General features: G+C 73.4%; 19 protein-coding genes. 6 read left to right on the top strand and 13 right to left on the bottom strand.

Features of this window, described 5'->3' with window-relative positions:
- Window positions 1-97 precede the first annotated feature (97 nt).
- On the top strand, window positions 98-799 hold the full coding sequence (locus QSK00_RS18765; protein WP_285592835.1) for a PIN domain-containing protein: 702 nt from the start codon (window positions 98-100) through the stop codon (window positions 797-799).
- A 226-nt stretch (window positions 800-1,025) separates the two neighbouring features.
- Here QSK00_RS18765 and scpA read toward each other — a convergent pair whose 3' ends face one another.
- The 5 genes from scpA to QSK00_RS18790 form a co-directional block, all read right to left on the bottom strand.
- Window positions 1,026-3,230, bottom strand: a complete 2,205-nt coding sequence (gene scpA / locus QSK00_RS18770; RefSeq protein ID WP_285592837.1) for a methylmalonyl-CoA mutase — start codon at window positions 3,228-3,230, stop codon at window positions 1,026-1,028.
- 3 nt (window positions 3,231-3,233) lie between these two features.
- Window positions 3,234-5,123: a methylmalonyl-CoA mutase family protein gene (locus tag QSK00_RS18775; RefSeq protein WP_285592839.1), complete on the bottom strand. Its 1,890-nt coding sequence runs from the start codon at window positions 5,121-5,123 to the stop codon at window positions 3,234-3,236.
- Window positions 5,124-5,254: 131 nt separating this feature from the next.
- The gene (locus QSK00_RS18780; protein WP_285592841.1) at window positions 5,255-6,316 is read right to left on the bottom strand and encodes a 3-deoxy-7-phosphoheptulonate synthase; all 1,062 of its coding nucleotides are present in this window, start codon (window positions 6,314-6,316) and stop codon (window positions 5,255-5,257) included.
- 150 nt (window positions 6,317-6,466) lie between these two features.
- On the bottom strand, window positions 6,467-6,793 hold the full coding sequence (locus QSK00_RS18785; protein ID WP_285592843.1) for a barstar family protein: 327 nt from the start codon (window positions 6,791-6,793) through the stop codon (window positions 6,467-6,469).
- The gene (locus tag QSK00_RS18790; protein ID WP_285592845.1) at window positions 6,790-7,215 is read right to left on the bottom strand and encodes a guanyl-specific ribonuclease; all 426 of its coding nucleotides are present in this window, start codon (window positions 7,213-7,215) and stop codon (window positions 6,790-6,792) included. The genes QSK00_RS18785 and QSK00_RS18790 overlap by 4 nt, the downstream gene beginning before the upstream one ends.
- Before the next feature lie 178 nt (window positions 7,216-7,393).
- Between QSK00_RS18790 and QSK00_RS18795 the strand changes: the two genes are divergently transcribed.
- On the top strand, window positions 7,394-8,311 hold the full coding sequence (locus QSK00_RS18795; RefSeq protein WP_285592847.1) for an acyl-CoA desaturase: 918 nt from the start codon (window positions 7,394-7,396) through the stop codon (window positions 8,309-8,311).
- Here QSK00_RS18795 and QSK00_RS18800 read toward each other — a convergent pair.
- Window positions 8,308-8,538: a hypothetical protein gene (locus QSK00_RS18800; protein ID WP_285592849.1), complete on the bottom strand. Its 231-nt coding sequence runs from the start codon at window positions 8,536-8,538 to the stop codon at window positions 8,308-8,310. The two genes, QSK00_RS18795 and QSK00_RS18800, sit on opposite strands and share 4 nt — an antisense overlap.
- Before the next feature lie 55 nt (window positions 8,539-8,593).
- A complete protein-coding gene (locus tag QSK00_RS18805; protein ID WP_285592851.1) occupies window positions 8,594-10,048 on the bottom strand; it encodes an acyl-CoA synthetase in 1,455 nt (484 codons plus the stop codon).
- A 107-nt stretch (window positions 10,049-10,155) separates the two neighbouring features.
- Between QSK00_RS18805 and QSK00_RS18810 the strand changes: the two genes are divergently transcribed.
- Complete coding sequence (locus QSK00_RS18810; protein ID WP_285592854.1) at window positions 10,156-10,596, top strand: MarR family winged helix-turn-helix transcriptional regulator; 441 nt, start codon at window positions 10,156-10,158, stop codon at window positions 10,594-10,596.
- Here the strand turns inward: QSK00_RS18810 and QSK00_RS18815 are convergent.
- From QSK00_RS18815 to QSK00_RS18825, 3 genes are all read right to left on the bottom strand, one after another.
- The gene (locus QSK00_RS18815; protein ID WP_285592855.1) at window positions 10,582-12,051 is read right to left on the bottom strand and encodes an acyl-CoA synthetase; all 1,470 of its coding nucleotides are present in this window, start codon (window positions 12,049-12,051) and stop codon (window positions 10,582-10,584) included. The two genes, QSK00_RS18810 and QSK00_RS18815, sit on opposite strands and share 15 nt — an antisense overlap.
- On the bottom strand, window positions 12,048-12,899 hold the full coding sequence (locus QSK00_RS18820) for a p-hydroxycinnamoyl CoA hydratase/lyase (protein ID WP_285592858.1): 852 nt from the start codon (window positions 12,897-12,899) through the stop codon (window positions 12,048-12,050). Before QSK00_RS18820 ends, QSK00_RS18815 begins: the two co-directional genes overlap by 4 nt.
- A gap of 129 nt (window positions 12,900-13,028) precedes the next feature.
- Entirely contained in the window at window positions 13,029-13,967 is a 939-nt protein-coding gene (locus QSK00_RS18825; RefSeq protein WP_285592860.1) for an EamA family transporter, read from the bottom strand.
- 81 nt (window positions 13,968-14,048) lie between these two features.
- Between QSK00_RS18825 and QSK00_RS18830 the strand changes: the two genes are divergently transcribed.
- Window positions 14,049-14,531 carry an Lrp/AsnC family transcriptional regulator gene (locus tag QSK00_RS18830; protein WP_285592862.1) on the top strand — a complete coding sequence of 161 codons (483 nt, stop codon included), beginning with the start codon at window positions 14,049-14,051 and terminating at the stop codon, window positions 14,529-14,531.
- Window positions 14,532-14,571: 40 nt separating this feature from the next.
- Here QSK00_RS18830 and QSK00_RS18835 read toward each other — a convergent pair whose 3' ends face one another.
- Genes QSK00_RS18835 through pcaH form a run of 3 tightly spaced genes read right to left on the bottom strand, consistent with a single transcriptional unit; the run spans window position 14,572 to window position 17,067 of the window.
- Window positions 14,572-15,783 (bottom strand): 4-hydroxybenzoate 3-monooxygenase, encoded by a 1,212-nt coding sequence (locus QSK00_RS18835; RefSeq protein ID WP_285592864.1) that lies wholly within the window; start codon window positions 15,781-15,783, stop codon window positions 14,572-14,574.
- Window positions 15,780-16,355 (bottom strand): protocatechuate 3,4-dioxygenase subunit alpha, encoded by a 576-nt coding sequence (pcaG, locus tag QSK00_RS18840; RefSeq protein ID WP_285592866.1) that lies wholly within the window; start codon window positions 16,353-16,355, stop codon window positions 15,780-15,782. Before pcaG ends, QSK00_RS18835 begins: the two co-directional genes overlap by 4 nt.
- 1 nt (window position 16,356) lies before the next feature.
- Window positions 16,357-17,067, bottom strand: a complete 711-nt coding sequence (gene pcaH / locus QSK00_RS18845) for a protocatechuate 3,4-dioxygenase subunit beta (protein ID WP_285593048.1) — start codon at window positions 17,065-17,067, stop codon at window positions 16,357-16,359.
- 130 nt (window positions 17,068-17,197) lie between these two features.
- Between pcaH and QSK00_RS18850 the strand changes: the two genes are divergently transcribed.
- Window positions 17,198-18,118 (top strand): IclR family transcriptional regulator, encoded by a 921-nt coding sequence (locus QSK00_RS18850; RefSeq protein WP_285592868.1) that lies wholly within the window; start codon window positions 17,198-17,200, stop codon window positions 18,116-18,118.
- 56 nt (window positions 18,119-18,174) lie between these two features.
- Entirely contained in the window at window positions 18,175-19,188 is a 1,014-nt protein-coding gene (locus tag QSK00_RS18855; protein WP_285592870.1) for an esterase/lipase family protein, read from the top strand.
- Window positions 19,189-19,239: the final 51 nt, after the last annotated feature.

A 19,239-nucleotide genomic window follows, 5' to 3' on the forward strand; every position in this document is an offset into this window, starting at 1 on the left:
CGGACCGCCCTGGACCTGACGTGGACCGACATGACGGCGCGTGGCACACTAGGAGCCCTAGTTCCCCGCCGTCCTCCGGGATTGGCGGGGCTTTTTCATGTCCGAGCAGCGTGACCGGCCAGACCTGCACGCCACGGTGGTCATCGACTACCAGAACGTGCACCTTGTGGCGCACAACCTCTTCGCGGCCAGCCGGGGCCTGTTGCAGCACGAGTCGCTCGTTGACCCGCTGCACTTCTCCAACCAGCTGATCCAGGCTCGGAACCGGTCTCAGAAGGACGGTTTCCCGTTGGCGTCGCTGCGGCGGGTCCTGGTCTACCGCGGTCAGCCGTCCCCGGCGCACGATCCGGTGCCGCACGCCCGCAACCAGGCTCAGCAGGCGCAATGGGAGCGGGACGCGCGGGTAAGCGTCCACCACCGCCAGCTAAAGTACCGCTGGCGGCGCGACCGCATGGGTGCCCTGATCCTCGACAGCAGCGGCAATCGGGTCCTGGAGCGCAAGCAGGAAAAGGGCATCGACGTCCTGTGCGCACTCGCGCTCGTGCGGGAGACCCAGCGCGACGACACCGACCTCGTCATCCTCGCCTCGCACGACACCGACCTCACGCCCGCCCTCGATGAAGCGCTCGACCTCGGGCGCGCTGTGGTCGAGACGTTCGCGTGGTTCGACGCGACCCAACCCCATCGGATCACCCAGCTCCGCCCGAGCACGCGCCGGGTGTGGAACACCCGGCTCGGCGAGACCGAGTTCGTCAACGCATGGGACCGCACCGACTACTCGAAGGTCGGACAGTCCTAGCGTTCCTGAACCCGAACCTCGGGTTCCCGACACAAGGGCTGGACCGGGGCCCATGACGACGAGGGCCTGGCCGCCGGCGAGGAGTAGGACCGTTACTGACTGACCCGGTGTACCCCCCGTGGTTACCGGTCCAGCCCGACCCGCCGTCGGGGAAAGCAGCCGGTCTGATAGCCATCAGGGGAGGATTCGAGCGCTCTTGTGGCACGAGAGCTCCCCTCACGCCGGATCAGGACGAGGCGTGCCCCAGCTTCTCGCGCAGCGACCCCAACAGCTCCGTCGCGGCGTCGGCGATCACCGTGCCCGGCCCGAAGATCGCTGCGGCGCCGCCCGCGTACAGCTCGTCGTAGTCCCCGGGCGGGATGACCCCGCCGGCCACGATGAGGATCTCCTCCGCGCCCAGCTCGGCCAGCGCGTCGCGCAGCGCCGGCACCAGCGTCAGGTGCCCGGCGGCGAGCGACGACACCCCGACGACGTGCACGTCGGCCTCGACGGCCTGGCGCGCGACCTCCTCGGGGGTCTGGAACAGCGGGCCCACGTCGACGTCGAAGCCGAGGTCGGCGAAGGCGGTGGCGATGACCTTCTGGCCGCGGTCGTGGCCGTCCTGGCCCATCTTCGCGACGAGGATGCGGGGGCGCCGGCCCTCGGCCTCCTCGAACGCCGCGGCCGCCGACCGCGCCGCCTCGACCGCGGAGTTCTCGCCCACCTCGTCACGGTAGACCCCGGAGATCGTCCGGACGTCCGAGCGGTGCCGGCCGTAGACCTTCTCCAGCGCGTCGGAGATCTCGCCGACCGAGGCGTGCACCCGGGCGGCGTCGATCGCGAGCTTGAGCAGGTTGCCGTCGAGGTCGGAGCCGCGAGAACCGTCCTGCGCCGACTGCGCGGCGTTGGTCAGGGCGTTCAGCGCGGACTCGACGTCCGAGGCGTCCCGGTCGGAACGCAGCTGTTCGAGCCGCGCGACCTGCTGACGGAGCACGTCGGCGTTGTCGACCTTGAGCACCTCGACGTCCTCGCCGCCGAGCAGCGGGTACTTGTTGACCCCGATCAGCGCCTGGCGGCCGGAGTCGATGCGGGCCTGGGTGCGGGCCGCGGCCTCCTCGATGCGCATCTTCGGCAGGCCCTCGTCGATGGCCTTGGCCATGCCGCCGGTGTTCTCGACCTCCTCGATGTGCGCCCACGCCCGGCCCGCCAGCTCCCGGGTCAACCGCTCGACGTACGCCGAGCCTCCCCACGGGTCGACGGTCCGGGTGGTCCCCGACTCCTGCTGGAGCAGCAGCTGGGTGTTGCGCGCGATCCGCGCGGAGAAGTCGGTCGGCAGCGCGAGCGCCTCGTCGAGGGCGTTGGTGTGCAGCGACTGGGTGTGCCCCTGGGTCGCGGCCATCGCCTCGATGCAGGTGCGGACGACGTTGTTGTAGACGTCCTGCGCGGTCAGCGACCAGCCCGAGGTCTGCGAGTGGGTGCGCAGCGACAGCGACTTGTCGTTCTTCGCGCCGAAGCCCTTCACGAGCTTCGCCCAGAGCAGGCGCGCGGCCCGCATCTTGGCGATCTCCATGAAGTAGTTCATGCCGATGCCCCAGAAGAACGACAGCCGCGGCGCGAACTTGTCGACGTCGAGCCCGGCGTCCCGCCCGGCCCGCAGGTACTCCACGCCGTCGGCGAGGGTGTACGCGAGCTCCAGGTCGGCCGAGGCCCCGGCCTCCTGGATGTGGTAGCCGGAGATGGAGATCGAGTTGAACTTCGGCATCTTCTGCGAGGTGAACGCGAAGATGTCCGAGATGATCTGCATCGACGGCTTGGGCGGGTAGATGTAGGTGTTGCGGACCATGAACTCCTTGAGGATGTCGTTCTGGATGGTCCCGGCGAGCTGCTCGGGCGCGACGCCCTGCTCCTGCGCCGCGGCCACGTAGAGCGCCATCACGGGCAGCACGGCCCCGTTCATGGTCATCGACACCGACATCCGGTCCAGCGGGATGCCGTCGAAGAGCTGCCGCATGTCGAGGATCGAGTCGATCGACACGCCGGCCATGCCGACGTCGCCCGACACGCGGGGGTTGTCCGAGTCGTAGCCGCGGTGCGTCGGCAGGTCGAACGCGACCGACAGGCCCTTCTGCCCGGCGGCGAGGTTGCGCCGGTAGAAGGCGTTCGACTCCTTGGCGGTGGAGAACCCGGCGTACTGGCGGACCGTCCACGGCTGGGTGCGGTACATCGTCGGGTACGGCCCGCGCAGGAACGGCGGGAGCCCGGGCAGGGTCGCCAGAAAGTCGAGGCCCTCGGTGTCGGCGGCGGTGTAGAGCGGCTTGACGCCGATGCCCTCCGGGGTCTCCCAGAGCAGGTCGTCGACGTCCTTGCCCGTGGCCTCCTGCAGGGCTGCGGTCCAGTCCCCGTCCCCGGACGGCGTGCCGAGCTCGACGTCGGCGAACGATCCGATGCTCATGGTTCAGGCTCCCAGCTCGTCGAGCAGGTCGGTGAGCAGCGCCGCGGCGTCGCACCCGGTGTACAGGTACCCGGTCAGGGCGTCCTCCTCCAGCGTCTTCGGCGACCCCGCCAGCACGATCCGCGTCGCCCCGGCCGCGGCCAGCGCCCGCGCGAGTGGCGTCGCGTGCTCGGCGTAGACCTTGTCCGAGGAGGCGATCACGGCGACGGATGTCCCGGCCGACCGGAACGCGGACACGATCTCGTCGACGTCGGTGCCGCCCGGGCCCTCGGTGACGTCGATGCCGCCGGCGTGCAGCAGGTTCGTCGCGAAGGAGACCCGCGCGGTGTACTGCGCGAGCGCCCCGAGAGTCGCGAGGAAGGCGGTCGGCCGGGTGGACGCGGCGTCGGCGCGATCACGCAGCTCCTCGAAGACCTGCGCGTAGCGCCGCCGCGGCAGGCCGCCCTCGGCGTCCCCCGTTCCCGACAGAGCAACCGAGTACGCCGATAGGGGGGCGGTGCGGGTCGGCAGGGTCTCGTGCAGGTTCGGGAACTCGCTGACGCCGGTGATCGGGTCCTTCCGGTGCGCGATCCGGTCGGCGCGCGCGGTCCAGGTCTCCTCGAGGGCCGACGCGAGCGAGCCGTCATCGAGAACCTGCTCGATGCCCCCGTCCCGCTCGATGCCAGTGAAGACGTCCCACGCGGCGTTAGCGAGGGCGTCGGTCAGCGACTCGACGTACCAGGAGCCTCCCGCCGGGTCGATGACGTGCGCGAGGTGGGACTCCTCGAGCAGGAGCGCCTGGGTGTTGCGGGCGACGCGGCGGGAGAAGTCGTCGGGCAGGCCGAGGACGGAGTCGAACGGGAGGACCGTGACGGCGTCCGCGCCACCGAGCCCGGCCCCGACCGCGGCGACCGTGGTGCGCAGGATGTTCACCCACGGGTCGCGGCCCGTGAGCATCGCGGGCGAGGTCACGGCGTGGGTGCGCATCGCGCGGGCGGGGTCGGACGCCCCGGCGACCGACCCGATGCGGTCCCAGCAGCGGCGGGCGGCCCGCAGCTTCGCGAGGGTGGCGAACTGGTCGGCGGTCGCGGCGAGGCGGAACTCAACGCGGGCGAAGGCGTCGTCGACCGACAGCCCGGCGTCGTTGAGCAGGCGCACCGCGTGGAGGCCCGCGGCGAGGGCGGCGCCGAGTTCCTGGCCGTCGGAGCCACCGGCCTCGTGGTACGGCAGGCCGTCGGCGACGACGGTGGCGAGGTGCGGGTGCTTCTCGGCGGCGGTCCGGGCGTGCTCGACGAGCTTCTCCCCATAGGAGTCCGTCAGCGGGGACCCGCCCCTGGTTCGGGCGAGGAGCGGGTCGTAGCCGAGCGACCCGCCGAGGGTGCTGGTCACGCCGTGCTCGGCTGCGAGGGCGAGCAGGGCCGCGGCGGCGTCGGGGGTGTCCCGGCCGGCCTCGAGCGCGATCGGGGCGAGGTCGAGGAACACGCCCTCCAGGAGCCGCGGCAGCGAGTCGACCGGCGGACCGCCGGCCTCGCCGAGCACCAGCCACAGCGAGGAGACGCCGTTCTCCAGCTCGGCCATGACGACGTCGTGGGCGCCGTCGAGGTCGGTCAAGGCGTGCCGCTGGCGGCGGTACCAGCCGTCGGCGACGTGCCCCTCCGGCCGGGACGCCCGCGTGAACGGCGGGAGCCCCGGCGCCCCGGTGGGGACACCGGGGGCGTCGTCGGCGGTGTAGAGCGCGGCGATCGCGAAGCCGTCGTCGGTGGCGGTCGCGAGAGCCTGCTCGGCCTCGGCCGCGTCGACCTCACGGCCCGACTTGGCGAGCACGCCCGCGACGAGTTCCCGCCAGGCGTCGCGCGTCGGCGTCGCGAACTCGCCCGCGAGCACGAGCTGCTCGGGCGCCTCGGGTGCTGTCATGGCGGGGATCGTAGAACGGTCAGCCCGGACCGGTTCCCCACCGATGGCTCATCCCACGACGGCCTGCGTCACGGAATCGGTGCAGACCTGGGCCGCCGGCGTCAGCGGTGGCACACGGCTGACGTCCGGTGTCAGCGGTGGGCCACCGCTGACACCGAGGCGAGCTCGTCGAGCAGCGACACCGTCGTGTCCCACCCGACGCAGCCGTCGGTGACGCTGCACCCGCGGACCATGTCCGGGCCGATCTCCTGGCGGCCCTCGACGAGGAAGCTCTCGATCATCACGCCCGCGACCGGTCCCCCGGCCGCGCGCTGCGCGGCGAGGTCGGCGACGACGGCGGGCTGGCGGCGGTGGTCCTTGCCGGAGTTGCCGTGGCTCGCGTCGACCACGACCCGGCCGCCGTGCCCCTTCGCCGTCAGCGCGGCGCACGCGGCGGCCACCGAGGTCGCGTCGAAGTTGGGACCGGTCGATCCGCCGCGGAGGATGAGGTGGGCGTCGCGGTTGCCCGTCGTCGTGATGAGCCCGGCGAGGCCCTCCGGCGTGACGCCCATGAACGCGTGGGGCGCCCCCGCCGCCCCGACCGCGTCCACCGCGACCCCGACGTCGCCGTCGGTCCCGTTCTTGATCCCGATCGGCATCGACAGGCCGCTGGCGAGCTGGCGGTGCACCTGGCTCGCGGCGGTCCGGGCCCCGATCGACCCCCACGAGACGAGGTCGGCGAGGTACTGCGGGGTGATCGGGTCGAGGAACTCGCAGCCGAGCGCCAGGCCCTCCTCCGCGAGGTCGAGCATCAGCGAGCGGGCCGTACGCAGCCCGCGGGCGACGTCGAAGGACCCGTCCAGGCCGGGGTCGTTGATCAGACCCTTCCACCCCACCGTCGAGCGCGGCTTCTCGAAGTAGGTGCGCATGACGACGTGCAGCCGGTCGGCGTGGCGCTCCGCCTCCGCGGCCAGGCGCGCGCCGTACTCGCGGGCCGCGTCGACGTCGTGGACGGAGCACGGGCCGACGACGACGAGCAGGCGGTCGTCCTCGCCGCGCAGGATCGCCTCGGCCCCGGCCCGGCCACGGCGTACGGCGGCCGCGACGCGGTCGGAGGCGGGGAGCTCGTGGCGCAGCAGCGCCGGCGAGGGCAGCGGGGTGACGGCCGCCGTGCGGGCGCCGTCGAGCGGTCGGTGGTCGACCAGGGTGGTCATGGCGGGGCTCCAGGAGGAACAGGAGCCGGCCCGACCCGCCGTCGTGACACGCGAGCCGGGATCGGCTCGCGGACGGGGTCTAGCGCAGCGGTCTACCCGCCGACCCGTCCCGGGCCGAGCACGTAAACCGGTACCAGCGCTGCACGACGATCACCCTACACGCGTCACGCGGAAGGGCCGCTCGCCCTCGGTGCTGCTCGCCCCGTCGAGGATCTCCCCGATGACGCGGTGGGTCGGCGGGTCGGCGGCGCGCAGCAGGCCGTCGGCCCAGACCAGCTCCACCGGACCCACCGGCAGCCAGGAGAGGTCGCGGACGCTCTCCTCGAGGGCGTCGAGGTTCGGGGCGACGTAGTCGGGGAAGTGCAGTGCCCGCCCGATGGCGGCGAGCGTGGACTGCTTGTCGGCGGCCTCGGCGACCACGCCGACCGTCCGCGCCCGGTCCCGGGCCCGCGTGGTGGCCGCGTGCAGGTCGGTCATCGACTCACGTCCACGACGACGAAACTCCCGTAGTGATCATTGGAGTAGTAGTACTCGCCCTGCGATCCCGTGACGATCCGTCGGGCGCCGCGGTCCGACGAGCCCGGCGTCGGGACGGTGTACTCGCGGTAGTAGCCGCTCCGCTGCGCCGGGAGGAGGCCCTCGCGGTTGCCGAAGACGATCCCGTCCCGGCTCGAGGGGAACGGGCCGCCCCGTCGGATCGCCCGGACCGTGTCCGCGGCCTGCGCGGGCAGGTCGGACAGCGGGCGCACCGGCAGCCCGGAGTCCGACCCCGGAACGGTCGCTGCGACGGAGGTCACGGTCCCGACGGCAGGCGCAGGGGCCGGGGAGCAGGCGGACGCCAGGAACAGGCCGATCAGCCCAACGAGAGCCAGGACGAGGGGCGCCGTGCGGGCGGTCATCGACCGATGGTGACCGCCCTGCCCCTCGGACGGCGAATCGGTGCGGTAGAACGTCGAGGACCGGTCGCACGCCGTTTGCCGTCGAGCACGAGCGGGAAACGCGGGTCACTTCCCGTCCCCCGGGATGCTCCGCCTGCGACCCGCGCCGGCCACCCGCCGCCCGTAGCGTGAGGAACCGATGACGACGACGATCCATGTCCATCGCCGCCCGCTCGCCCCGCACGTGATGACCTACCTCGTCGTCACCGTGCCGTTCCTCGCGCTGCTCGCGGCCGTCCCGCTGGCCTGGGGCTGGGGCCTGTCCTGGCTCGACGTCGGACTCGCCGTCGGGCTCTACGTGATCTCGATGCTCGGCGTCACCGTCGGGTTCCACCGGTACTTCACGCACGGCGCGTTCCGGTGCGGACGGGCCCTGCGGATCGCCCTCGCGGTGGCGGGCTCGCTCTCCGTCCAGGGCCCGGTGCTGCACTGGGTGGCCGATCACCGCCGCCACCACGCCTTCGCCGACAAGGAGGGCGACCCGCACTCCCCCTGGCGCTACGGCACCTCCCCGGCGGCGCTGGCCAAGGGCTTCTGGCACGCGCACATGGGCTGGATCCTCGAGCGCTCGCTCACCGACCAGCAGCGCTACTGCCCGGACCTGCTGGCCGATCCCGACGTGGTGCGGGTGAGCAGGGCGTTCGGCTGGATCACCGCGGCGTCGTTCCTCGTCCCGGCGGCGATCGGAGGGCTGGCCACCTGGTCGGTGTGGGGCGCGTTCACCGCGTTCTTCTGGGCGGGGCTCGTGCGGATCTGCCTGTCCCACCACGTCGCCTGGTCGACGAACTCGATCTGCCACATGGTCGGCGAGCGCCCGTGGAAGGCGCGGGACCGGTCGACCAACGTCTGGCCGCTCGCGGTGCTGTCGATGGGCGAGTCGTGGCACAACCTCCACCACGCCGACCCGACGTCGGCACGCCACGGCGTGGGCCGCTTCGAGCTCGACCTGTCGGCGGAGACGATCCGGCTCTTCGAGAAGCTCGGCTGGGCGTGGAACGTCCGGTGGCCGCGCCCCGAGCGCCTCGAGAAGCTGCGGGCGACGGAGGCGGCCGGCTAGGGCGCCGCGTCGCGGAGGTTCAGCACCACCCGCATCACGCGCTCGACGGCGGCGGCGAACAGCGATCCGCGCAGCTCACCACGGTCGGCGAGGTTCTGCTGCGCCATGTCGAGCGTGCGATCGGGACCGAGCCGGCGGACCAGCAGCGCCGCGATCTCCTCGAGATCGAGGTCGGGGTGGTCGAGGCGCGTCAGCGCGAACGCGACGATCAGCTCCTCGTCGGACACGTCTCCAGTGTGCGCCGCCCGCCCGTGAGCTGGACGTGGGGTCGCCCCCGCCGGCTCAGGAGCGCCGCAGCCGCGCCTTCTGCACCTTGCCCATGGCGTTGCGGGGCAGCTCGTCGACCACGACGACCTCACGGGGACGCTTGTGCCGCGACAGGCGCTCGCCGACGAAGTCCATGACGGCCTGCGGGTCGACGGCCCCGTCGGGGCAGACGACGTGCGCGACGATGCGCTGCCCGAGGTCGTCGTCGGGCTCTCCCACCACGGCGGCCTCGCTGATGCCCGCGTAGGCCAGCAGCGCCGTCTCCACCTCGCCCGCGCCCACGCGGTAGCCGCCGGACTTGATGAGGTCGACCGACCGGCGCCCGACGATGCGGTGGTAGCCGCCGGCGTCGACGACCGCGGCGTCGCCGGTGCGGAACCACCCGTCGTCGGTCCAGGTCCCGGCGGTCGCCTCGGGGCGGTTCAGGTAGCCGTCGAACAGGCACGCGCCGCGGACCTGCAGCTCGCCAATGGACTCCCCGTCGGCGGCCACGTCCTCGTCGGTGGTGACCGGCTCGCCCGACTCGTCCTCGGTGACCGCCCGCAGGCGCGCCTCCACGCCCTCGACGGGCACACCGACCCAGCCCGCGCGGCGCTCTCCGTCGGCGCGGACGGCCAGCGTGATCATGGTCTCGCTCATGCCGTAGCGCTCCACCGGCGCCTGCCCGGTCAGCTCCCGGATGCGCTCGAACACCGGCACCGGCAGGGGCGCGGAACCGCTGACCAGCAACCGGGCGTCGGACAGCGCGGCCGCCGACGTCGGGTCGTCCCCGATGCGCGACCACACCGTGGGCACCCCGAACAGCAGCGAGCCCCCGTGCTCGGCGACGGCCGCGGCGTAGTTCTCCGGCGTCGGACGACCGGTGTGGACCAGCCGCGACCCCGTCCGCAGCGCCCCGAACACCCCGAGCACCAGGCCGTGCACGTGGAAGAGCGGCAGGCCGTGGGCGAGGGTGTCGGCGTCGGTCCAGGCCCACGCGTCGGCGAGGCCGTCGAGCCCGGTGGCCATCGCGTCGGCGGAGAGCAGGACGCCCTTGGGCGCACCGGTGGTCCCGGAGGTGTAGAGGATCAGCGCGGGCCCGTCCCCGGACGCCTCGGTGACGGCGTGCCCGGCGCGGCGCGAGAGGTCGACCCGACGTCCCGGCAGGGTCACGTCCCGGGGCTTCTCGCCGAACCAGGTGGTCGCGCCGGAGTCGGTGAGGACGTGGGCGCGCTCGGCGGGCCCGGAGTCGGGCGGCACCGGCACCACCGGCGCCCCCGCGAGCAGGCACCCGACGACCGCCACCACGGTCTCCGCGGTCGGCGTCGCCCCCACGGCCACCGGGGAGGACGGTGCGCTCCGGGCGGCGATCTCGTCGGCGACGACGGCGGCCGCACCCAGCAGCTCCGGGCCGGAGAACGCGGTGTCGGCGATGCGGACCGCGTCGGGATCGTCGAGGCCGCCGTCGAGCAGCGCACGCAGCAGGGGCACCGTCGGACCTCCGGATCACCGTGGGGGAGCGCCGCACATTCTCACGCGACCGGTGTCCGGCGCGCGCGGAACCTCCCGCGGACGCCGGACGTGCCATCATGCGCCGGATGAGCCAGGTGCCCGCCGCGCAGCCGCGGCCGTCGCTGCTCTACGCGGTGAAGCAGGTCGAGCTCATCGTCCGCGCGCGCCTCGACGAGCTGCTGCGCGAGTCCGGGGTGACCGCCCTGCAGTACACCGCGCTCACCGTCCTCGCGACCCGCGACGGACTCACGTCGGCGGAGCTGGCCCGGAACTCCTTCGTCACGCCGCAGGCGATGGCCGACCTCGTCACCGCGCTCGAGCGGGGCGAGCTCATCGTGCGACACCGCAACCCGCACAACCGCCGCCAGCTGCTCATCTCGCTGACCCCGGCGGGCCACGACCTGCTCGCCCGGTACGCAGCGCCGGTGGCCGACATCGAGGAGCGGATGGTGCGGGGTCTCGACGACGACGACCGCGAGCGGTTCCGCGCCTACCTCAACACCGCGCGCGCCTCACTGGCCGAGTGAGCGACGCAGCGCGGGCTTGTCGAGCTTGCCGGTCGGGTTGCGGGGCAGCGCGTCGACGACCTCGACGGTGCGGGGCGTCTTGAAGCGGGCCAGTCGGCCGTCGAGCCAGCCCACCAGGTCCGCGGGCGTGCTGGCCGCACCGTCCGCGAGGACGACCCACGCGTGCCCGACCTCGCCCCATCGGTCGTCGGGGACCCCGACGACGGCGACGTCGACGACCTCGGGATGGCCGCCGAGCACGCCCTCGACCTCCGCGGGCGAGACGTTCTCGCCGCCGGAGATGTAGAGGTCCTTGACCCGGTCGACGATGCGGTGGAAGCCGTCGTCGTCGACCTCGGCGACGTCCCCGGAGCGGAACCAGCCGGCGTCGAACGCGGCGGCGGTCTCGGCCGGGCGCTGCCAGTAGCCCGCGACCACGTGCGGCCCGCGCACGAGGATCTCGCCCACGTCCGAGAGCGCGACGTCGCTGAAGAAGTGCGGCCGGCCCGCCGTCCCGACCTTGGAGCGGGCGTGCGCCGGGTCGAGCAGCAGGACACCGGGCGCGGCCTCGGTCATGCCGTAGCCCTGGAGGAACGCGGGGCCGCGCGCCGCGTAGACCTCGAGCAGGGCCGGGGGCACGGGAGCGCCGCCGCAGAGCAGGTAGCGGACGCTCGACAGGTCGGCGTCGGCGAACCGGGGCGAGCGGGCGATCGTCGCGAACATCGTCGGGACCCCGAACATGACCGTGACCCGTTCGGACTCGACGAGGTCCAGCGTGCGGTCGACGTCGAACGCCGGCTCCAGCACGAGCGTGCCGCCCTTGAGCAGCACCGGCAGGCACGTCATGCCCAGGGCGGCGGCGTGGAACAGCGGCGCCGAGAGCAGGCACACCTCGTCGGAGCGCAGGTCGACGTCCACCACGACGTTGATGGCGTTCCACGTCAGGTTCGCGTGGGTCAGGCACGCCGCCTTCGGCCGACCCGTGGTGCCGGAGGTGAACATCAGGACGGCGAGGGCGTCGGGGTCGGCGTCGACGAGGTCGGCGGGGTCGCTCGTCGTGATCAGGTCGTCGTAGTCGCCCCCCACCTCGAGCGGCAGGAGAGCGTCGTTGCTGTCGTCGGATGGCAGCAACGACGCTTTCCTGCCATCGGTGGTGACCACCACCCGCGGCGTCGTGTCCGCCAGCGCGAACGCGATCTCGGCGGCGGCGAGCCGGGTGTTGAGCGGCACGAAGACCGCGCCCAGACCCGTCGTCGCGAACATCGTCTCGACGAACGCCGGGTGGTTGGGGCCGAGGTAGGCGACGCGGTCGCCCGGGCCGACCCCGAGGCCGCGCAGCCCGGCGGCGAGCCGGCGGACGCGGTCGTCGAGCTGGGCGTAGGTGACGCGGGTCGGGCCGGCCACCAGCGCCACGCGCTCCGGGGAGTTGCGGGCGCGGCGGGCGGTCCAGGTGCCGAGGCCGGGCGGCGGGGTCATGACCGCTCGTACGCCCCCAGGCCGGGGCGGTAGGTCTTGGCGTCGAGGAACTGGGTGAGGCCCTGCTGCTTGCCCTGCTCGGGGTCGTGGCCGGTGGCCGCGTCGAGCTTGGCGTAGAGGTAGTCCTCGGCGACGTCCCACGACATCTGCCGCACCTTCTTCACCCCGACCTTCGCCGCGCGCAGCACGTGGGTGTTCATGCCGGCCAGCTTCCCCGCCACCTCGACGGTGCGCGCGCGCAGCCGGTCACCCGGGACGGCCTCGTTGACCAGCCGCATCGCCGAGGCCTGCCGTCCGTCGAAGCGCTCGCCGGTCATCACGTACCACTGCGCGTCGCGCGCCGGGATCGTCTCGGCGAGCGCGCGGGACACCAGGCCCCCCGGCGGGATGCCCCAGTTGACCTCGGAGAGCCCGAACGACGCGTCCTCGGCGGCGATCGCCAGGTCGCAGCACACGAGCGGGGTGAACGCACCGCCGAAGCACCAGCCGTTGACCATCGCGATCGTCGGCTTCGCGAAGTGGATGAGGCGGCGCCACTGCCACTCCGCCGAGTCGCGGCGCGCGCGGATCTCGACGCTCGGCGGCCCGGCGTCGACCTCGCGGAAGTACTCCTGCAGGTCCATGCCGGCCGACCACGCCTGGCCGCGGCCGGTCAGCACCACGACCCGCACCTCCTCGGCCGCCTCGAGCCAGTCCAGGGCCGCGATCATCTCGCGGTTGAGGGTCGGGTTCATCGCGTTGCGCTTGTCGGGCCGGTCGAAGAAGAGCCAGCCGATGCCGGCCTCCTCGGGTCCCTCCCCGAGCTCGATCGCGACGGTCTCGAACGACGGCGGCGTCGGCGTGCTCATGTCGGCGACATTAACAGGAATCCTGATGATCGAGAAAGGCCTTCCCGACGTCGGGTCGGTGCCGGTGGTTCGCAGTGGCACCGGGTACACCCGGGCCACCCCGTGCCACCGGAGTCCGACCGTCCTCGGTCAGGAGCGCGCGGCTCCCACGCACTCCGGCACCGACCCGTCGTCGGGCTCGGGAGCCGGGACCGCCCGGCGGGAGCGGCTCGCGTCCACGAGGACCGCGAGGACCACCCCACCGACGAGGGCGATCTCGCCGGCGAGCTGCAGCGGAGCGGGGACGGCGCCGTCGGCAACCGCGGCGAACACGAAGCCCCAGGCCGTCTCGAGCGCCATGAGCTGGCTGACCAGGACCGGCGAGAGGTACCCGGCGGCGGCGTGCCAGAGCCGCACCGCGAGCCACGACGACACGAGCCCGAGGAACAGGACGACCGCGAGCGCGCGCAGCGGCTGGGCCGGCGCCCCGTCGATCAGGAGCAGCGCGCCAGCGGCCGGCAGGGCGAGGGCGCCCGCGGCGAGGCCCTGGGCGGCCGCGAGGACGGGGGCGATGTCGGGCCGCTCGTGCAGGAGCTTGTGCGAGTCCAGGCCGTACCAGGACCACGAGACCAGCGCGAGGACGGCGAGGCCGAGGCCGACGAGGGACTCGAGCGACCAGTCCTGCCCGGGCCCGACGTGCAGCAGCACCTGCCCGAGCGCGACGAGGCCGAGGGCGGGCACGAGCCCGGCGACCCGGCCGGTGCCCCGTGCCGAGACCAGGGCCATGACGACGGGGACGAGGCCGATGGTGGCGACGGCGACGGTCGGCCCCGCGAGGCGCACGGAGACGGCGACGAGGGCGTAGTAGAGCACCGAGCCGGTCAACGCGTGGGCGATCACGCGGCCCCAGGGGACGTCGGCGTGCAGGACCCGGCGGATCTGGGGCAGCGAGACCGCCCCGAACGCCACGAACCGTCCGGTCGCCAGCAGCAGGGCCGGGGCGAGCGGCGCCAACCCGGGCGCCACGAACACCGCTCCCCACGCCGCACCGGCGACCACCATCGCCAGCAGGGCCACGTTCCTCGTCATGAGATCCATCGTGCGTCGATCATGGTGGGCGATGCCGGGCGACTTCGGCGAGCACCGGCCCTCCGGGTGCATCATTCCGTCATGACGAGCCCGACCGCTGAGCGAAGCACCCAGCTGGACCGGATCGACCGGTTGATCCTGGCCCACCTCGTCGACCACGGGCGGTCCAGCCTGGCCGACCTCGCCGAGGCGGTGTCGGTCTCGGCGAGCTCCGCCCAACGACGGCTGCGGCGCCTCGAGACCGAGGGCGTGATCCGCGGGTACCGGGCGGTGCTGGACCCGGACGCGATCGGCCGCGCGCTCGTGGTCCACCTGTCGGTGGTGCTGGTCGACCACACGGCCGACACGGTGGGCCGGTTCGAGCGCTGGATCGTCGACCTCGACGGCCTGGTCAGCTGCCACCACGTGACCGGCGACGTCGACTACCTGCTGCGCATCGACGTGGCCGACGTGCACGCCCTCGACGTGCTGCTGCGGCGCACGCTCGCCCAGATCCCCGGCGTCGCGCGGTTCACCACGATGGTCGCGACGTCGGGGCTGGTGGACCGGTTCACGAGCATGTGACCTCCGGTCTCGTGAGCACTAATCCGTGCTCCAGCACGGATTAGTGCTCACCTGCCAACGGCACCCCGCGGTAGTTCTCGGCGATCGTCGTCCGGTACGCCTCGGACTGCGCGACCAGCCGCAGGTGCGAGAGGGCGAGCTGCTCGTCGAACGGGTCCGCGTCCGGGACGGTGTGCAGCATCGTCGTCATCGTCCAGCTGAAGTGCTCCCCCCGCCAGACGCGCGCGAGCGCGGTGTCGGAGTAGGCGTCGAGCAGCTCCTGCGAGCCGTCGGCGGCCCACGCGGCGATCGCCTCCGCGAGCACCCGGACGTCGGCGACGGCGAGGTTGAGCCCCTTCGCCCCGGTCGGCGGCACGATGTGCGCGGCGTCGCCGGCGAGGAAGAGCCGGCCGTGGCGCATCGGTTCGGCGACGAAGGAGCGCATCGGGGTCACGCTCTTGTCGGTGATCGTGCCGCGGTTCAGCGTGAACGAGCCGTCGCCGAGCGCCGTCCGCGCCTCGAGCTCGTCCCAGATCGCGTCGTCCGACCACGACGACGGGTCGGTGTCGTTCGGGACCTGGATGTAGGCGCGGGTCACGGTGGGCGAGCGCATCGACAGCAGCGCGAACCCGCGCTCGTGGCGGGCGTAGATCAGCTCGTCCGACGACGGCGGCGCGTCGGCCAGGATCCCGAGCCACGAGAAGGGGTAGACGCGCTCGTAGGTGCGCACGGCCTCCGGCGGGATCGCCCGGCGTGCCACCCCGTGGAAGCCGTCGACCCCGACGACGACGTCGGCGCGCAGCTCGTGCTCGACGCCCTCGTGGGTGTAGCGCACGAGGGCCTCGCCGTCGCGGGACAGCGGTCCGTCGACCTTGGCGACCGCGGTGACCTCCGCGTCGAACAGGAGCGGCCCGCCCTGCTCGAGGCGCAACGCGATCAGGTCCTTCACGACCTCGGTCTGGGCCCAGATCATCACGTTGCGCCCCGTGAGGGCCTGCATGTCGACGTGGATGCGCTCGCCGTTCACGTGGAAGGCGAATCCGTCGTGCGGCAGGCCCGACTCGTCCATCCGGGCGTCCGCGCCGACCTCGCGCAGCGCGTCGACGGTGCCGTGCTCGAGGATGCCCGCGCGCTGGCGTGACTCGACCCGCTCGCGGGGCCGCGACTCCAGCACCACCGAGTCGACCCCGCGGCGACGCAGCAGGTGGGCGAGCATCAGGCCGGCCGGGCCGCCGCCGACGATCGCGACGGTCGTGCGGTCGGGAACGGTCATTCCGACCCTCCGATCAGGTCCAGGAACACCGTCTCCCCCGGCCCCTGCAGGCGGACGTCGAACCGGTAGCCGGGGCCGCCGAACCAGCCGTCGGGCACGGCCATCAACGTCGCCGCGCGCTCCTCGGGCAGTGCCGAGAGCAGCGGGTCGGCGGCGTTCGCCTCGACGTGGTTCGGGAAGTAGACGCGGGTGAACAGGTGGTGCAGCAGCCCGCGGGCGAACACCGTGACGGCGAGGTGCGGCGCCTCCGGCGAGTGCGCGATCGGCCCGGGCCGCAGGGTGCGCACGGTGTAGTCGCCGCTGCGGTCGGTGGGCACGCGGGCGAAGCCGGTGAAGGAGCGCCCGTCGCGCGCCAGCGAGCCCGCGCGGGAGGGGATGCGGCCGTCGGGGCCGGCCTGCCAGAACTCCAGCAGCGCGTCGGGGACCGGGGCGCCGGCGCCGTCGCGGACGGTGCCGTGCAGCGAGATCGCGCCGGCCGTGCCGGGCGGGACGAGGTCGCCGCCGCCGTCGAAGGGCAGTCCGAACGCGAAGAACGGTCCGACGGTCTGGGACGGAGAGGGGTCCAGGGTCATCTCACACCTCGTCCGGGTCGGGCGGGGTCGCGCCGGGGCCGTCGAGGACGATGTCCCACTGGTAGCCCAGCGCCCACTCGGCAACGGTCGTGTCGTGGTCGTAGGTGGCGATCAACCGCTGCTGGGCCTTCTCGTCGGTGACCGAGGAGAAGATCGGGTCCAGATGGAACAACTGGTCGCCGGGGAAGTACATCTGCGTCACGAGGCGCTGGGTGAACGCCGTGCCGAACAGCGAGAAGTGGATGTGCGCGGGGCGCCAGGCGTTGTGGTGGTTGCGCCACGGGTAGGCACCCGGCTTGATCGTCACGAAGCGGTAGCGGCCGTCGTCGTCGGTGAGGCAGCGACCCCCACCGGTGAAGTGCGGGTCGAGCGGGGCCGGGTGCCGGTCGCCGTCGTGGGCGTAGCGGCCGGACGCGTTCGCCTGCCACACCTCGACGAGCTGGTTGCGCACCGGCCGGCCGTCCCGGTCGAGCACGCGGCCGGTGACCACGATGCGCTCCCCCAGCGGCTCCCCCGTGGAGTGCACGGTCAGGTCGGCGTCGGTGGGGCGGACGTCCTTCGCACCGAACACCGGCGCCGTCTGCTCGAGGAGGCTCGCGGGCGCGACGACGAGCGGCTGGGACGGGGCCCGCAGGCCCGTCGAGCGGTAGGGCGCGTACGCACGGTCGGGGTGTCCGCCGCGCTGCGGATCGACGGCGGCGGCCGCGCGGATCGCGTCGGTGACCTCGTCCTGCTCCGTGCGGCGTCGCTCGGGTGCTGCTGGGCTCACGCGGCTCAGGGTGGCGGGGATCCCCGTCGTGCGAGAGGCTGGCTTCCGCCCACCGGAAGCAAAGGAGCCCCCGGTGACCACGGACGCCACCCAGCCCGGCCCGGCCCGACCGGTCGGCCGCCCCCGCCGCCCGGGACTGCCCACCGGGAGCGGCCTCACATCCTCCGTCGCCCGCCGCAGCGGGCGCTCCGGCGGCGAGACCGTGACCGGGCGGGTGTTCTCGATCCTCGAGGTGTTCGACCACGACCACTCCGCGCTGACCCTCACCGAGATCGCCCGGGCCGCGTCGCTGCCGGTCTCCACCGCGCACCGCCTCGTCGGGGAGCTCGCGGCGTGGGGGGCCCTCGAACGCGGACCCGACGGCGCCTACCGGATCGGGCTGCGGCTCTGGGAGGTCGGCTCGCTCGCCCCGCGCAGCGTCGGCCTGCGGGAACGGGCCATGCCGTTCCTCGAGGACCTCTACGAGGCGACCCGGCAGAACGTCCAGCTCGCGGTGCGCGACGGCCACGAGGGGGTCTACGTCGAGCGGCTCGCCCACCCCGAGGCCGTCCGGCTCTTCTCCCGCGTCGGCGGGCGCTGGCCGCTGCACGGCACCGGTGTCGGCCAGGTGCTGCTCGCGTTCGCGCCGCCCGTGGTCCAGGAGTCGGTGCTGGCCTCCCCGCTCACGTCCTTCACCACGCGGACGATCACCGACCCCGCCGTCCTGCGCCGCACGCTCGCGGGCATCCGGCGCGACGGGGTGGCGGTCTGCGACGGGATGATCGACCTCGCGTCGCTGTCGGTCGCCGCCCCGGTCCGCGGGGAGGCCGACTCCGTGGTCGCCGCGATCTCGGTGGTCGTCCCCTCCCCCTCGTCGCCCGGCGGGATCGAGCCCCGGACGCTCGTCCCCGCCGTCCGCGCGGCCGCCCGGGGCATCTCCCGGGCCCTCGGCGCGCCGACCCCCAGTCGGACGCCGCGGGCCGTCCGACCGGAGGTACCCCGCCCGTCGTCGTGAACGACCTGTGAGGTCTACTTCCCGCGACTCGACACCGCGGTCGGCAGGAGACACACATGCGTCCGTTCCCGACGACAGGCCGCTGGGCCCGGGCGCTCGCCGCCGGCGCGATCGGGCTGGCCCTCGCGGCCGGACTCGCCGCCCCGGCCGCCGCCGATCCCGCCCCGGCCGGTCCCGCCTTCACGGTGCCGCAGGGCACGCTCGACGCGGCCGTCGCGTGCGGGCCGAACACGACGAACACGTCGCGGCCGGTCGCCCTGTTCATCCCGGGCACGACCCTCACGCCCGAGGAGAACTTCTCCTGGAACTACTTCCGGGCGTTCCGCGCCGCGGGTCGGCCGTACTGCTCGGTCGAACTGCCGAACCACGCGATGAGCGACATCCAGGTCTCGGCCGAGTACGTCGTCAACGCCATCCGCGCGGTGCAGGCACGCAGCGGGCAGAAGGTCGCGCTCGTCGGCTTCTCGCAGGGCGGGATGATCGGACGCTGGGCGCTGAAGTACTGGTCGGACACCCGGTCGAAGGTCGGCCAGTACGTGGCGATCGACCCCTCCAACCACGGCACGCTCGACTCCTATCCGGTGTGCACCGTCGGCTGCGCCCCGTCGATCTGGCAGCAGGCGACGTTCTCGCGGTTCCTCGGCGCGCTCAACGCCGGGGGCGAGACCTTCGCCGGCATCAACTACACCTCGATGTGGACCCCGACCGACGAGGTCGTGTTCCCCAACCTCCCGCCGGCGGAGAGCTCGCGGTTGAACACCGGCGCGGGCGGCCGGGCGAACATCTCGACGTTCGACGTCTGTCCGGGCCACGTCGCCGACCACCTGTCGATGGGCTCGATCGACCCGGTCGCCTACGCCCTCGTCATCGACGCCCTCGACCACGGCGGGCTCGCCTCGGCCGCGCGGATCCCGAAGACCGTGTGCGTGCAGCCGTTCCAGCCCGGCGTCGACCCGGTGACCGGGCCCGCCCGGTTCGCGACCTACGCCGCAGGCGCCGGCTACCAGGTCGCCACCTATCCCCGGGTGTTCGCCGAGCCGCCGCTGATGCCGTACGCGGCGGCGGGCTGACCCCCAGCCCCCCTCGGCAGGAAAGCGTCGTTGCTGCCACCAGATGACAGC

The organism is Actinomycetospora sp. NBRC 106378, assembly GCF_030269685.1.
In the GTDB taxonomy this organism is placed as follows: domain Bacteria; phylum Actinomycetota; class Actinomycetes; order Mycobacteriales; family Pseudonocardiaceae; genus Actinomycetospora.

Excerpts from the sequence above, each read along its gene's own strand:
- QSK00_RS18790 (WP_285592845.1), bottom strand. The coding sequence starts at position 7,215 with ATGACCGCCCGCACGGCGCCCCTCGTCCTGGCTCTCGTTGGGCTGATC.
- QSK00_RS18780 (WP_285592841.1), bottom strand. The coding sequence starts at position 6,316 with ATGACCACCCTGGTCGACCACCGACCGCTCGACGGCGCCCGCACGGCG.
- QSK00_RS18810 (WP_285592854.1), top strand. The coding sequence starts at position 10,156 with ATGAGCCAGGTGCCCGCCGCGCAGCCGCGGCCGTCGCTGCTCTACGCG.
- QSK00_RS18815 (WP_285592855.1), bottom strand. The coding sequence starts at position 12,051 with ATGACCCCGCCGCCCGGCCTCGGCACCTGGACCGCCCGCCGCGCCCGC.
- QSK00_RS18855 (WP_285592870.1), top strand. The coding sequence starts at position 18,175 with ATGCGTCCGTTCCCGACGACAGGCCGCTGGGCCCGGGCGCTCGCCGCC.
- QSK00_RS18835 (WP_285592864.1), bottom strand. The coding sequence starts at position 15,783 with ATGACCGTTCCCGACCGCACGACCGTCGCGATCGTCGGCGGCGGCCCG.
- QSK00_RS18825 (WP_285592860.1), bottom strand. The coding sequence starts at position 13,967 with ATGACGAGGAACGTGGCCCTGCTGGCGATGGTGGTCGCCGGTGCGGCG.
- QSK00_RS18830 (WP_285592862.1), top strand. The coding sequence starts at position 14,049 with ATGACGAGCCCGACCGCTGAGCGAAGCACCCAGCTGGACCGGATCGAC.
- pcaG (WP_285592866.1), bottom strand. The coding sequence starts at position 16,355 with ATGACCCTGGACCCCTCTCCGTCCCAGACCGTCGGACCGTTCTTCGCG.
- QSK00_RS18775 (WP_285592839.1), bottom strand. The coding sequence starts at position 5,123 with ATGACAGCACCCGAGGCGCCCGAGCAGCTCGTGCTCGCGGGCGAGTTC.
- QSK00_RS18765 (WP_285592835.1), top strand. The coding sequence starts at position 98 with ATGTCCGAGCAGCGTGACCGGCCAGACCTGCACGCCACGGTGGTCATC.
- QSK00_RS18785 (WP_285592843.1), bottom strand. The coding sequence starts at position 6,793 with ATGACCGACCTGCACGCGGCCACCACGCGGGCCCGGGACCGGGCGCGG.
- QSK00_RS18795 (WP_285592847.1), top strand. The coding sequence starts at position 7,394 with ATGACGACGACGATCCATGTCCATCGCCGCCCGCTCGCCCCGCACGTG.
- scpA (WP_285592837.1), bottom strand. The coding sequence starts at position 3,230 with ATGAGCATCGGATCGTTCGCCGACGTCGAGCTCGGCACGCCGTCCGGG.
- QSK00_RS18820 (WP_285592858.1), bottom strand. The coding sequence starts at position 12,899 with ATGAGCACGCCGACGCCGCCGTCGTTCGAGACCGTCGCGATCGAGCTC.